At 37.7% G+C, this 13,948-nt stretch carries 16 protein-coding genes and 1 rRNA gene; 16 read left to right on the top strand and 1 reads right to left on the bottom strand.

Going from position 1 to position 13,948, the window contains the following annotated elements; genetic code table 11:
• The 14 genes from rrf to rsmI form a co-directional block, all read left to right on the top strand.
• Positions 1-76, top strand: a 5S ribosomal RNA gene (rrf, locus tag ACIQ2D_RS22395); the annotation flags it as partial.
• 235 nt (positions 77-311) lie between these two features.
• Positions 312-689 (top strand): sigma factor, encoded by a 378-nt coding sequence (locus ACIQ2D_RS20115; RefSeq protein ID WP_402867089.1) that lies wholly within the window; start codon positions 312-314, stop codon positions 687-689.
• A gap of 32 nt (positions 690-721) precedes the next feature.
• Entirely contained in the window at positions 722-844 is a 123-nt protein-coding gene (locus ACIQ2D_RS20120) for a hypothetical protein (RefSeq protein WP_402867141.1), read from the top strand.
• Positions 837-2,408, top strand: coding sequence for a S26 family signal peptidase (locus ACIQ2D_RS20125; protein WP_402867090.1), 1,572 nt, complete (start codon positions 837-839; stop codon positions 2,406-2,408). The genes ACIQ2D_RS20120 and ACIQ2D_RS20125 overlap by 8 nt, the downstream gene beginning before the upstream one ends.
• A gap of 93 nt (positions 2,409-2,501) precedes the next feature.
• On the top strand, positions 2,502-3,926 hold the full coding sequence (locus ACIQ2D_RS20130; protein WP_402867091.1) for an aminotransferase class I/II-fold pyridoxal phosphate-dependent enzyme: 1,425 nt from the start codon (positions 2,502-2,504) through the stop codon (positions 3,924-3,926).
• Between the two features lie 17 nt (positions 3,927-3,943).
• Positions 3,944-4,573 carry a dTMP kinase gene (gene tmk / locus ACIQ2D_RS20135; RefSeq protein ID WP_402867092.1) on the top strand — a complete coding sequence of 210 codons (630 nt, stop codon included), beginning with the start codon at positions 3,944-3,946 and terminating at the stop codon, positions 4,571-4,573.
• 153 nt (positions 4,574-4,726) lie between these two features.
• Positions 4,727-5,056 carry a cyclic-di-AMP receptor gene (locus ACIQ2D_RS20140; RefSeq protein WP_402867093.1) on the top strand — a complete coding sequence of 110 codons (330 nt, stop codon included), beginning with the start codon at positions 4,727-4,729 and terminating at the stop codon, positions 5,054-5,056.
• Positions 5,057-5,275: 219 nt separating this feature from the next.
• Positions 5,276-5,716, top strand: a complete 441-nt coding sequence (locus tag ACIQ2D_RS20145) for a YaaR family protein (protein ID WP_402867094.1) — start codon at positions 5,276-5,278, stop codon at positions 5,714-5,716.
• A gap of 87 nt (positions 5,717-5,803) precedes the next feature.
• Positions 5,804-6,808, top strand: a complete 1,005-nt coding sequence (holB, locus tag ACIQ2D_RS20150) for a DNA polymerase III subunit delta' (protein WP_402867095.1) — start codon at positions 5,804-5,806, stop codon at positions 6,806-6,808.
• A complete protein-coding gene (locus ACIQ2D_RS20155) occupies positions 6,801-7,616 on the top strand; it encodes a PSP1 domain-containing protein (RefSeq protein ID WP_402867096.1) in 816 nt (271 codons plus the stop codon). The genes holB and ACIQ2D_RS20155 overlap by 8 nt, the downstream gene beginning before the upstream one ends.
• 27 nt (positions 7,617-7,643) lie before the next feature.
• Positions 7,644-8,000 carry a DNA replication initiation control protein YabA gene (gene yabA, locus ACIQ2D_RS20160; protein WP_402867097.1) on the top strand — a complete coding sequence of 119 codons (357 nt, stop codon included), beginning with the start codon at positions 7,644-7,646 and terminating at the stop codon, positions 7,998-8,000.
• A 69-nt stretch (positions 8,001-8,069) separates the two neighbouring features.
• Positions 8,070-8,819, top strand: a complete 750-nt coding sequence (locus ACIQ2D_RS20165) for a tRNA1(Val) (adenine(37)-N6)-methyltransferase (protein WP_402867098.1) — start codon at positions 8,070-8,072, stop codon at positions 8,817-8,819.
• Positions 8,803-9,060 carry a GIY-YIG nuclease family protein gene (locus tag ACIQ2D_RS20170; RefSeq protein WP_402867099.1) on the top strand — a complete coding sequence of 86 codons (258 nt, stop codon included), beginning with the start codon at positions 8,803-8,805 and terminating at the stop codon, positions 9,058-9,060. The genes ACIQ2D_RS20165 and ACIQ2D_RS20170 overlap by 17 nt, the downstream gene beginning before the upstream one ends.
• Before the next feature lie 2 nt (positions 9,061-9,062).
• Complete coding sequence (rsmI, locus tag ACIQ2D_RS20175) at positions 9,063-9,938, top strand: 16S rRNA (cytidine(1402)-2'-O)-methyltransferase (protein WP_402867100.1); 876 nt, start codon at positions 9,063-9,065, stop codon at positions 9,936-9,938.
• A 297-nt stretch (positions 9,939-10,235) separates the two neighbouring features.
• Here the strand turns inward: rsmI and ACIQ2D_RS20180 are convergent, their stop codons facing one another.
• Positions 10,236-10,514, bottom strand: a complete 279-nt coding sequence (locus tag ACIQ2D_RS20180; RefSeq protein WP_053582344.1) for a transition state genes transcriptional regulator AbrB — start codon at positions 10,512-10,514, stop codon at positions 10,236-10,238.
• Between the two features lie 339 nt (positions 10,515-10,853).
• Here ACIQ2D_RS20180 and metG point away from each other — a divergent pair, with 339 nt between their 5' ends.
• Together metG and ACIQ2D_RS20190 are read left to right on the top strand one after the other, a co-directional pair.
• A complete protein-coding gene (gene metG / locus ACIQ2D_RS20185) occupies positions 10,854-12,830 on the top strand; it encodes a methionine--tRNA ligase (RefSeq protein ID WP_402867101.1) in 1,977 nt (658 codons plus the stop codon).
• A gap of 254 nt (positions 12,831-13,084) precedes the next feature.
• Positions 13,085-13,855, top strand: coding sequence for a TatD family hydrolase (locus ACIQ2D_RS20190; RefSeq protein WP_402867102.1), 771 nt, complete (start codon positions 13,085-13,087; stop codon positions 13,853-13,855).
• Positions 13,856-13,948: the final 93 nt, after the last annotated feature.

The following is a 13,948-nucleotide window of genomic DNA, read 5'->3' on the forward strand; positions in this document are numbered from 1 at the left end:
CGAACACGGAAGTTAAGCTCTTTAGCGCCGATGGTAGTTGGGGGCTTCCCCCTGTGAGAGTAGGACGTCGCTAGGCACATGAAAAACAGTCAACTTTATGTTGGCTGTTTTTTTGCGTTTTATTTTTTATCTTAGTTAATGTTAGAGAAAAGCCCCATAGAATCATATTTGTACATTTGCAAAGTCATGATTATCCGGTAAATAATAAAATGTGGTAATAAAGTGAAACTAATTTTATTTTCTAACCGTCTATTGGGTGAAAGTGAAATACATAAGTAATAGAGATTATCAGTAAAGGAGAGGGGGATTTAGTGGGACAGTATGAGGAATATGACATGAGAGATATTATGCATACATATGGCGAGTATTTAATGAAGTTATCATATTTATATGTAAAGGATTGGACAACCGCGGAAGATATTGTACAGGATGTGTTTATTAAGTTCTTTGAGAAGTATCAACAGTTTGAGCAACGTGCAACGTTAAAAACATATTTAGCAAAAATGACAATCCACAGATGCCATGATTATTTGCGGAGTTGGAAAAGTAGGCGACAGATGTTTTCTAATTTTCTGTTAGGACAAATACATGCTAAGGGTCCATTAATCGATTCAATAATGATACAACGTCTAGAACAGCTTGATCTGGCAAAGAAAGTGCTACAGTTACCAATAAATAACGTGAAGTAATTGTGTTGTTTTACTACGAAGAGCTAACGAGTGTGGAGATTGCTGAACTATTGGTTCTCTCTGAGAATACTGTAAAGACGAGGTTAAGGCGTAGTCGAAATATGCTGAAAGAACGACTAGACGGAGCTGATTGGGAGGTTCTTCGTCATGAATAAAATAAAACGGGAGTTCGACAAGTTATTTTATGAGAAATCTAGGTTTTCGGAAACAATCGAGAATCGTGTTGTGACTGCAGTAATGAATAGAAATCAAAAGTCTAGTAATCTACGTTCGTGGCAGTACCTTATGGTTGTTTGTGGTTTTGTTGCAATAATTGTGTTGCTAATTGGAGTGGGATTATGGCAACCGCATACCTCGAAAGACGAGGCGCTAGCAGCATGGATGGAAGAACAGAATGATGCTGAAGTTATTTTTGAGGAAATGGATGTATTTCATAAGGATGATGCTGTTGTTGTATATAAAGAGCAACAGAATGAGCGATTACTTGTACATGTTGCATATTTAACATATAAAGAAAGGCAATGGATACAAACTGATCAGTGTACTAATGGCTTTAATGCAGAAGATGAGGATGTTCATTATTTAAATTCTACTCAAGAGCCATATATATATTGCGGGGCAGAAAAGACAGATTTATTAAAGCAAGTGATTATCGGACAGGAACAGGCGAAAATGCTGAAAGTAGAGAATGAGGGTCTGTTTTGGTTTGCTTTTGCAGCAAGTGATGCGGAACGTGTTGTTTTCGAATATGCGGATGGGACGATGCAACGAATGAACTCGATTGAATGGGATTATGCAGGTTTTGATGATACAGTGCCGATTGTTGGTAGTTTATCAGAACCGCAATATGAATTATCATATAAGGCTGATACGATGAATCGCGGAAATGATGAGTATCAAGCGTATCCAGTTGTAATTGAGCCAAAGGTGGATGACCTTAGAGGTGGGGATGTTGTATATATAGAGGTTGAGGATGGCGAGCAGAAGCTTACACGCATAGTCGGATTACCAGATGAAAAAGTTGCTATTCGCAATGGAACTGTAGTTGTGAATACAATTCCACTCGACATTTTCTTTGGCTTTGCCACACAAGAGGGTTTCAACGTATATGAGGAGTTTATAGAAAAGTTTAAACAGAACGGTGAAAACTTTAATAAGGATACAATTCATGATAATTTTTTCTTGAACATGGATGAAGTACAGCTTAATGAAAGTGAATATTTTATCGTTGCTGATAATTGGAGCAGTGGATTGATAGGCAAAATTAATAAGGAACAAATATTAGGTAAGGTGCTAGGTTATGATGCGAGCGATATGGTTGACGAGTGGTCACAAACAGAACGAGCGTTGTATGAGGAATTTAGGTTGCAAAATGACGCAGAGTTATTCAGAGGCGTAGATCCGATGACGGTAGCACGTATTCAGCTTTATGCACAGTTTTTAGCGGATGAGCGGACTGTGTATCATTTATATACAACACGTGCCCAACATCAACAGTGGAGTGAAGTGCAACATATGCGAGAGTATATGCAACTTGAGGCAGAGAGGCAGCGGCACCGTGCTTTTGAGATGGCACAAGCATTAAGTCAGGGGACATTTAAAGAAATGCCAGAAGAGAAAGGCGTAATTCTTTTCACCTTGAATGGCATTGAACATAGTTTTCAGATGGTGAAAAATGAACAGGGGATTTGGCAAGTTGCCTTTATGCCAATCCAATAGTGTATGAGCTATCCTATTTTGTAGGATAGCTTTTTTATCTTGTGTCAATCCCGTATAATTAAAGGAGAAACTAACGGAAATGGGTGTCTTAATTTGCAAAAAAAGAAGCCAATAGTGGAAGGATTAGAGCGTTTTCGACAACAACAAAATATATCATTTCATGTACCTGGTCATAAACATGGGGAGCTGTCACAGTTACCACAAGCTTTTAAAGATGTGATGCGTTATGATGTAACGGAACTGTCTGGACTAGATGATTTGCATCATCCAGAGGAAATGATTTTAGAAGCAGAAAATTTACTCGCAGACACATATGGAACAATGAAAAGTTTCTTTTTAGTAAACGGTTCTACTGTTGGTAATTTAGCAATGATTTATGCAACCTGTAAGAAGGGCGATATCATTATCGTACAGCGTAATGCTCATAAATCTATTTTCCATGCCATTGAACTTGTGGGAGCACAACCGGTATATGTATCACCAATGTGGGATGAACGAACTTTAACTGCGACCTACATAGCATATGAAACCCTAAAAGAAGCAATCGACCAATATCCTGAGGCAAAGGCAGTTGTGTTAACATATCCAACTTATTACGGTATGGCATCTAAAGACATACGACAACAAATTGCATATTGTCATGAAAAATGTATTCCTGTTTTAGTAGATGAAGCGCACGGTGCACATTTTAGTGCATGTACATTATTCCAGCCTTCTGCGCTCACATTCGGGGCAGATGTTGTTGTACAATCTGCGCACAAAACATTACCAGCAATGACAATGGCTTCTTTTATGCATGTGAATTCAGAATTAGTAGACATTGATAAAGTAAATCATTATTTACGTATGTTACAGTCCAGTAGTCCGTCGTATGTATTACTAGCATCTTTAGATGATGCACGTTACTATGTACAGACATATATGGAGAGTGACGGCGCATATATAATAGAGAAAAAGAAACAATGGGTAGAAGCTTTATGTGCGATTGGTTCACTTGAAGTAATAGAAGTGGATGATCCATTAAAAATACTGCTACGCGTTAAAGGTTATAGTGGTTTTCAATTACAAGAAGTACTAGAGTCACAAAACGTATACGCAGAACTTGCGGATGCACATCAAGTATTGCTTGTATTACCACTTTTAAAACAAGGTCATACGTATCCATTTGCAGATATTCGAGTACGTATTAAGGATGCTGTGACAGCCTTATTGAATACAGAAAAAAGTAATATACTGGATGCTACGCAATCTACGTATACTTTTACATCCATCACTAAGCCTAGGTTTACATGTGAAGAAATTGAGGAAAAAGATAAAGAATGGTTACCATATATGCGTGCAATGGGGCGTATTGCAGCAGGTATGATAATTCCTTATCCACCAGGGATTCCGTTACTTGTACCAGGTGAAAAAATTACAGTAGCTAAACTAAGTCAGTTAGAGGAATTACTGGCAGCGGGTGCTTCATTTCAAGGGAAGCATCGTTTAGAAGAAAAAATGATCGAGGTCATTAAATAGTTGGAGGCAATTACAACATGAAGTGCAATTTATTTATAACATTTGAAGGTCCAGAAGGGGCTGGTAAGACAACAGTCATTCAAAAAATTGCTGAGCGATTAGAGCAAGAAAATATAGAAGTACTGCCGACGAGAGAGCCTGGTGGAATCGAAATTGCAGAAAAAATTCGTGCAGTTATTTTAAACCCAGCACACACAGCGATGGACGAACGTACAGAAGCCTTATTATATGCAGCAGCTAGAAGTCAGCATTATTTTGAAAAAGTACGCCCAGCACTCGATGCTGGAAAGCTAGTAATTTGTGATCGCTTTATCGACTCATCTCTTGCCTATCAAGGATATGCGCGTGGTATAGGGGTCGATGAGGTACTGGCTATTAATGAATTTGCCATTGGAAAGAAGTTACCAGACGTGACAATTTTATTTGATTTGGCGCCTGAGGTTGGTTTGGCACGAATTCATGCCCATAGTGACCGAGAAATAAACCGTCTAGATGTCGAGAGTTTAGCATTCCATGAAAAAGTACGTGAAGGATATTTGATGCTTGTAGAACGTTATCCTGAACGTATAAAAGTTGTGAATGCAGATCAAAATGTTGAGCAAGTCATTGAAGATGTATGGTCTATACTTTGTGACGTAATGCAGTAAAAGTATGAAGTTGTCTAGCATATTGTGATATAATGGTAACATCTAATTCAAAATTATTCGGCGGACATCTAAATGCCCATTAAATAATTTTGGAGCTCCGACGAATGTCATAGTTTTTTAAAGATATGAACTTGAATAAAGGGGTGAGTGCGGATGAAGTTAGTCGTAGCTGTAGTTCAAGACCAAGATAGCAGCCGTTTATCGAACGCTTTAACGAAAAATGAGTTTCGCGCAACAAAATTGGCGAGTACTGGTGGTTTTTTACGCTCTGGTAACACGACGTTTCTTATTGGAACAGAAGACACTCTCATACCCAAAGTTTTAGATATTATCCGTGATAACTGTCGAGCACGAGAACAAATGGTTGCACCAGTTTCACCTTTAGGAGGAAATGCGGATTCGTATATCCCTTATCCGATTGAAGTAGAAGTAGGCGGTGCTACAGTATTTGTTTTACCAATTGAACAATTCCATCATTTTTAATATGATTTATTAGGAGTCTCTTATCACTTTATATGCGGTGAGTTGAAGACATGTATAATATTTTATACGGCGAAGTACAAGTAGTTTCTGTAAATGTTAAAGCCTCTGGCAGATGTAATTGATTTTGTAAAAGAAGGGTATTAGATTGCCTCAGATTGATGCAAAATCTGTATACAATTACGCCAAGGCGTAATTGATTGAAGTGGAGGCGAATACAACTTGAAAATCAATCAAGATATACGTGTCGGATTAAATGCAAATCGTAAAGAGCCACTACAAAATAATAATCAAAACAACCGATTTGGTGATATGGTAGTGAAGCAAGGATCGAAAATGCAAACCGAGCAACTTACAAGACTGTTAGGTGATATTTCTTCAGCGGGTGACCGCGTTGCGAGATCCCGTAATCTAAGAGAGCTAGCTCGATTTAAGATGCTAGTAAAGAGATTTTTACAAGAAACGATTGAGCATGGAATGGAGCTAAAACAGTCTCATACATGGAATCGTTTTGGTGAAGGCCGACGCTTGAAAATTATCGAAACAATTGATGAGCGGCTTGTAGAATTGGCACAAGATATTTTAAATGAAGAGAAGGAAGCAATAGATCTTCTCGATAAAATTGGTGAAATTAAAGGTTTATTAATTAATTTATATATGTAAAACCCGTGTCTTGTTCACTTGTAGGCGCGGGCTTTTTTCAAACAGGAAGGAAACTAAGGGGAAGCCCTTACTTAAAGGTGATTCAGTATGGCCAGGAATGTTGAAGAGTTACTCACATTACAACCAGTCGTAATGAAGCAACTTCAAACGATTTTAAATAAAAACAGATTAGCGCATGCGTACATCTTTGATGGAGAAAAAGGCACTGGAAAAGTGGATATAATGCAGTATTTTGTAAAATTAATGCTGTGTGAACATCCCAAACAGAATGTTCCATGTGAAACATGTCGAAATTGCAGACGTGTTGATTCGGGGAATCATCCTAATATTCATCAAATTTATCCAAATGGTCAGTTCATTAAGATTGATCAAATTCGTGAGCTAGTGACAGAAATGAAGATGATGGGAATTGAAGAGGGGCGTAAAATTTACGTGCTTCATCATGCAGACCGTCTAAATATAGCTTCTGCTAATATGCTACTGAAGTTTTTGGAAGAGCCAGACGGGGATGTGATGGCCATTCTTCTAACCGAGCAAATGCAATCGATGTTACCAACGATTCGCTCACGCTGTCAGCATATTAAATTTCAAAAAATACCACATTCGATTTTGTTAAAGCAATTACAGGAAAACAATGTTTCTTATTCAATGGCTTCGACAGTGAGCATGCTGACGAATGAGCTCGAAACAGCTGTTTTTCTAGCGAATGACGAGCAGTTTGCACAGGCCCGAAAAACAGTGTTAAAATTAGTAGAGGCGATTCGAAAAAATGTACACGAAGCAATGCTTGTCGTACATGAAGAATGGTTGCCGCTGTTTAAAGAAAAAAGCGAGATGGAGCAAGCATTGGATTTACTGCTATTTGCGTATCGTGATATAGTGGCAATAAAGGCTAATCCCGAAGCAGCTTGTACTTACCCAGACATGTTACAAACATTTAAAGAAGCTGCATTACATTCGACTTACGAGCGCCTATCTAGTCAAATGCAAGCAATACTACAGGCACGCGTGTCTTTGCAGCGTAACATGAACAGGACGTTAATGATGGAGCAGCTAATGCTAAATCTGCAGGAGGGATATACATTTGTATAATGTAGTGGGGGTCCGCTTTAAAAAGGCGGGTAAAATATATTATTTTGATCCAGCAACATTTCTACTAGAAGACAATCAGTATGTCATTGTAGAAACAGCTCGCGGAGTGGAATACGGTAAAGTTGTTGTCCCTCAAAAAGTAGTAGGGGAAAATGATGTTGTATTGCCATTAAAGCAAGTGCTGAGACCAGCGGATGAACGTGACCGCATACAGGTTGAAGAAAACGCAATAGAATCAAAACGTGCATTTGACTTAGCAAGTACAAAAATCGTCGAGCATAAGTTAGACATGAAGCTCGTTGATGTTGAATATACATTTGATCGTAATAAAATTATTTTTTACTTTACAGCAGAGGGGCGCGTAGATTTTCGTGACCTCGTAAAAGACCTAGCTTCTGTTTTTCGTACACGTATTGAGCTCCGCCAAATTGGAGTACGTGACGAGGCAAAGCTATTAGGTGGTATTGGTCCATGTGGTCGGATGCTTTGCTGTTCAACATTTTTAGGTGATTTTGAACCAGTGTCTATTAAAATGGCAAAAGATCAAAACTTGTCGTTAAACCCTTCGAAAATTTCAGGACTTTGTGGTCGTTTAATGTGCTGCTTGAAGTACGAAAATGACGAGTATGAAGAAGCTAAAGAAGGTATGCCAGATATTGGTGAAATTACAATGACACCAGATGGACGAGGCAAAGTAGTCGCTTTAAACGTATTGGAACGACTCATTCAAGTATATTTACAGGAGCAAGAACGCACTGTCGAATATACATTAGAGGAACTATTAGCGGGCGAAAAAAATCTTATATAAGATAGAGAATTTAACGAGGTGGCTTGGGTGAAGGACCGTAATTTCTTAGATACTGTTATGGGGTTCGAACAACAGCTCGAATCAATGCAGGAGCAGTTTGGTGCATTGAAACAATTTGTTGCACTAATGATGGAAGAACATAAGGCACTTGAAACAGAAAATCATCACCTCCGTACACGTCTAGAAGAGTTACTTTCTAAGGAGAGCACTGCACAAGCAGTAGGTGAAAAGAAAGAAAATCAAATGGACATAGGTGAGGGCTATGATAACTTAGCACGTCTTTATCAAGAAGGTTTCCATGTTTGTCATGTACACTTTGGAAGCTCACGTAAAGGTGAAGATTGTCTATTTTGTCTATCGTTTTTAAATAAACAAAATGTGTAATAGAAGACTGATTCCCACTCTTTTTTGTGGTTGTCAGTCTTTTGTTTTGTATGTGTAGGAGGAAGGAATATGGAAGATTGGTTGAAGGATGATGAAAGGTTAGATTATTTATTAGCAGAAGAGCTACGAATTATTCAAAGTCCGTCTGTCTTTTCATTTTCATTAGATGCGGTATTACTATCGAAATTTGTTAGTGTGCCACATCATAGAGGGAATATTGTAGACTTATGCTCCGGCAACGGGGTTATTCCACTTTTTTTAAGTGCTCGTACAAAGGGGCACATTACAGGTGTAGAGTTGCAACCACGTCTTTTTGACATGGCAGAGCGTAGCATTCGTTATAATAAGCTAGATGAGCAAATTCGTATGGTACTTGGCGATGTTAAGGAAATTCCAGCACAATTAGGTATTGAGAAATATGACGTGGTAACATGTAATCCACCATATTTTTTAGCACATGAAGCAAGTAATAAAAATTTAAGTGAACACTATGCAATTGCTCGTCATGAATTGCATTTAACATTAGAAGAAGCGGTGCAATCTGCTAGTAAGTTGTTAAAGCAAGGTGGGAAGGCTGCATTTGTGCATCGTCCAGGTCGTCTTTTAGATATTGTCACTGCAATGCGTGCCAACCGTCTAGAACCAAAACGTTTGCAATTCATTTACCCGAAAGAAGGGAAGGAAGCAAACACATTATTAATAGAAGGAATTAAAGATGGTAAACCAGATTTGAAAATTCTACCGCCACTTTATGTGTATGATGAGAAAAATGAATATACGCCGCAAGTGAGAGAATTACTTTATGGAAAAGAACAGTAATCATTTTTTTTATGTGTTAGAATGTGCCGATCAATCGTATTATGCAGGCTATACCAATGATCTAGACAAGCGTGTAGCGACACATAATGCAGGTAAGGGTGCAAAATATACACGGGCAAGAGTTCCTGTAAAATGTATTTACGTAGAAACATTTGAAACAAAACAAGAAGCAATGCGTGCAGAGTATGCCTTTAAACAATTAAACAGAGTACAAAAATCGAAATATATGGGGAGAGATTAATCGTGAAGTCACAAAAAAGTACGATGCACGAACATGGGGGCTGTTTATATTTAGTAGCAACGCCTATTGGTAACTTAGAAGATATGAGTGTGCGTGCACTTCGTCTTTTAAAAGAAGCGGATGTTATTGCAGCAGAAGATACACGTAATACAAGAAAGCTATGTAATTATTTTGATATCGATACCCCATTAGTGAGCTATCATGAGCATAATATAGAATTTGGTGGTGAGAAACTCCTTGGTTATTTACGTGAGGGGAAGGTTGTTGCCCTAGTAAGTGATGCAGGATTACCATGTATATCAGATCCCGGTGCAGATATTGTCGTAAAAGCGATTGAAGAAGGTTTTGCAGTTGTACCTGTCCCTGGTGCGAATGCAGCCATTTCGGCGTTGATAGCTTCTGGTTTAACACCACAGCCGTTTTTCTTTCATGGCTTTTTATCGCGCAATAAAAAAGAACGTCGTCAGCAATTAGAACAACTAAAAAAACGCGAAGAGACGATTTTATTTTATGAGGCGCCACATCGATTAAAAGAGACATTAAAAGATATGGAATTAGTACTGGGCAATCGCCGTATCGTATTAGCTCGGGAGCTTACAAAGAAATTCGAGGAGTTTTTACGCGGCACGATAACGGAAGCGGTCGAATGGTCGCAATCAGAAGAAATTCGTGGAGAGTTCTGTATCGTTCTTGAAGGTAACTTAAATGTAGTTGAGGAAGATAAAGAAGAAACATACTGGGCTGCAATGTCCGTAGTCGAGCATGTCGATTATATTATCGCAAATCAAGCTGTTACTTCTAAAGAAGCTATTAAAGAAGTGGCAAAACTACGTCAAGTATCAAAGCGTGATATTTACAACGAATATCATAGTGAGTAAGAGAAGAATAGTGTAACTCTTCCACCAAATCACATTTCTACTATACGAAAAATCACCCAATCTAGAAGAGAGGGTGATTTTTTTTTGTAGGAAAAGGGAAATAATTGTAATATTTAAATTGATTATAATTGTAAAAAAGAGTAATGTTAAAGATGTGATGTCTGACATGGACACTATTTGGGGTGCTTTCAATCAGCATATTACTTTTGCAAAGTATAATAACTATTCTAAAAGGGTAGTTTAGGTTAATACGAAAAAACACCTGAATCGCTGTTCTCGATTCAGGTGTAAAAAGGATTATTTTTTTAAGTTTGTTTCGATTTCATTCATTAACATTTCTGCGCCTTCTGGACTTAAGATTAATTTACCGCCAACAAGACGGAAGTTATCATCTGAAACTTCTCCAGTAACTGCACATGTCATATTAGGCATATATTTTTTTAAGATGATTTTATCATCATCCACATAGATTTCTAGTGCGTCTTTTTCAGCTATGCCTAGCGTGCGGCGAAGTTCGATTGGAATTACTACACGACCTAATTCATCGACTTTACGAACGATACCTGTTGATTTCATGACATAGTTCCTCCTAAATTGTTATATTTATAATTCGTCAAATTTCGACATTATTTCTTTGTCTGATAGTTATCATACCAAGTAATGCCATATACGTCAATTAATTAGTACTTATTTTAAAACTATTTTATAAAATTTTTTGAGAAGAACACAGTTATTTGCCTTTTTTTATAAGTTTTTTACTATAAAAATATTTTAGTGGTTCTTAAGGCTCTTTTAAAAGTTATTAAATGGATAGTGTATGATTCGACAATTTTCGCATTTGAGAAACTTTCATTGAAACGAATTTCGTACTTCGATAGAATAGATATTATATTGTGAAACAATGGAGGCAGTACTGTGAGCGAACAAAACAAAACATTCTATATAACTACCCCGATTTACTACCCAAGTGGGAAATTCCATATTGGTACAGCATATACGACTGTAGCTTCTGATACGATGGCGCGATACAAGCGTTTACGTGGCTATGATGTGCGCTTTTTAACTGGTATGGATGAACACGGTCAAAAAATCCAAGAGAAAGCAGCGGAAACGGGCAAACATCCACAAGAGTATGTGAATGAAATTGCAGATGCTGCGAAGAAGCTATGGGCACTAATGGATATCTCATATGATGATTTCATCCAAACGACGGAAGAGCGTCATAAAGCCACTGTCGAAAAGATTTTCCAGAAGTTTTTAGATAACGGAGATATTTATAAAGGTGAGTATGAAGGTTGGTACTGTACACCTTGTGAGTCATTCTTTACTGAAACACAGTTAGAAGATGGGAACTGCCCAGACTGCGGTCGTCCAGTACACAAAGTAAAAGAAGAGTCGTACTTCTTTAATATGAAGAAGTATGCAGATCGCCTATTAGCTTATTATGAAGAAAATCCAGGATTCATCGAGCCAGAATCGCGTAAAAACGAAATGATTAACAACTTCATTAAACCAGGACTTGAAGACTTATCTGTTTCACGTACTTCATTTGATTGGGGCATTAAAGTACCTGGAGATGCCAAACACGTTATTTATGTATGGGTGGATGCATTAACAAATTATATTACGTCTCTAGGTTATCTTTCTGACGATGAAACATTATTCAACAAATACTGGCCTGCAGATGTACAAGTTGTTGGGAAAGACATTGTTCGCTTCCATACTATCTACTGGCCGATTTTCTTAATGGCACTTGATTTACCGTTGCCGAAAAAAGTCTTTGCACATGGCTTTATAATGATGAAAGACGGTAAAATGTCTAAATCAAAAGGCAATGTTGTCTACCCTGAAATGTTAATCGAGCGTTACGGCTTAGATGCGACACGATATTTCTTATTACGCGAACTTCCATTTGGCTCTGATGGTGTATTTTCACCTGAATCGTTTGTAGAGCGTACAAACTTTGATTTAGCTAATGATTTAGGGAACTTATTAAATCGTTCAATTTCAATGATTAACAAATATTTTGATGGTATTATCCCTACTGAAAATCTTCAAATGACAGAATTCGATGCGGCTTTAAAAGCGCAGGCAGAATCTGTGCGTATTAAATATGAAGAAAGTATGGAAAAAATGCAATTTAGCGTCGTATTAGCAGAGCTATGGACATTAGTTTCACGCACTAATAAATACATTGACGAAACACAACCATGGGTATTAGCGAAAGATGAAGCAGACAAACCAAAATTAGCATCTGTTATGCGAAATTTGGCAGAAAGTTTACATCAGATTGCAGTTATGTTACAACCATTTATGACAGTAACTCCCAAGCGTATTATTGAACAATTAGGGTTAGATGAGAGATTTTTAGTATGGGAAACAATTGAAACATTCGGAAATACTATTCCGCTAAACACAAAAGTGGTAGAAAAAGGTACACCTATTTTCCCTCGTTTAGATAATGAAATTGAAATTTCATATATTCGAGATGAAATGCGTGGTTCAGTAAAAACTCCTCAAGAAGAAGAAGTAAAAGAAGAGCAAGTGACTGCTGAAATTCCAAATGCACCAGAAATTTCAATTGATGATTTTATGAAAGTAGACTTGCGCGTTGCAACAGTTACAGCATGTGAGCCAATGCCGAAAGCAGACAAATTATTAAAGCTGCAAGTAGACCTTGGATACGAACAACGCCAAGTAGTTTCAGGTATTGCAAAGTTTTATTCGGCTGAGGAATTAGTAGGCCAAAAAGTTATCGTTGTGGCAAACTTAAAACCAGTCAAACTTCGTGGTGAGTTATCACAAGGAATGATCCTAGCTGGTGAAAAAGATGGTATTTTAAAATTAGCATCTGTTGATCAACAACTTCAAAACGGAGCAAAAGTTAAGTAATAAAAATAGAGAGAGGCCTGTTGAACATAAAAAGTTCAGCAGGCTTTTCAAATCTTCATGAAAATTTACAATAAATTATTTCAAAATAATTATCAAGGGAATTTTCCAGGGCATTTTTAGGTATATTGTACCTAAAAATGCTATTTCCATCTAAGCGTATACTCACATATAAGAATTCTTTGTAATGTAAATGTAACATTTACGAAAAATATGTAATAATAATTTCTAATACAATCGATGATAGGGGAATGACTATGTTTATAGATACACACGTACACTTAAATGCAGACCAGTATGAAGAAGATCTACAAGAAGTTATTGATAGAGCACTTCAAGCAAAAGTAGAAACGATGGTAGTTGTAGGATTTGACCGTAAAACAATTGTGAGAACAATGGAGTTACTCGAGGAGTATGACTTTATTTATGGCGTTATCGGCTGGCATCCGGTAGATGCAATTGATTGTACGGAAGAAGATTTGAAGTGGATAGAGGAATTATCAGCACATCCGAAAATAGTTGGAATTGGCGAAACCGGTTTGGACTATTATTGGGACAAGTCACCAAAAGATGTGCAGCAAGAGGTATTCCGCAAACAAATTCATCTGGCGCAGAAAGTGAACTTGCCAATTATTATTCATAATCGAGATGCAACCGGTGATGTCGTGCAAATTTTACGTGAGGAAAATGCGGCATCAGTAGGTGGTGTGATGCACTGCTATAGCGGAAGTGTCGAGACAGCACGTGAATGTATTGAGATGAACTTCATGATTAGTTTAGGTGGACCGGTGACATTTAAAAATGCACGTATGCCAAAAGAAGTTGCAACAGAGATTCCCTTAGAGTACCTAATGATTGAAACAGATGCCCCATATCTAGCGCCGCATCCACATAGAGGGAAGCGAAATGAGCCGGCATTAGTGCCTTTAGTGGCAGAAGAAATTGCACGTCTAAAAGAGCTTCCAATCGGGGAAGTTGCACTTGCAACTACAGCCAATGCAAAAAAATTTTTTGGGATTGACGTTTAGCTAGTTAAGATGCCTCCATTACTGAGTTTAGGTGGTCTTAAAAAAGTGCAGTCAATTTTCCAGAGAAGACATTCCGGTTGACAGTGCTAAAAC

The organism is Lysinibacillus sp. NPDC097287 (assembly GCF_044761695.1).
Taxonomy (GTDB): Bacteria; Bacillota; Bacilli; order Bacillales_A; family Planococcaceae; genus Lysinibacillus.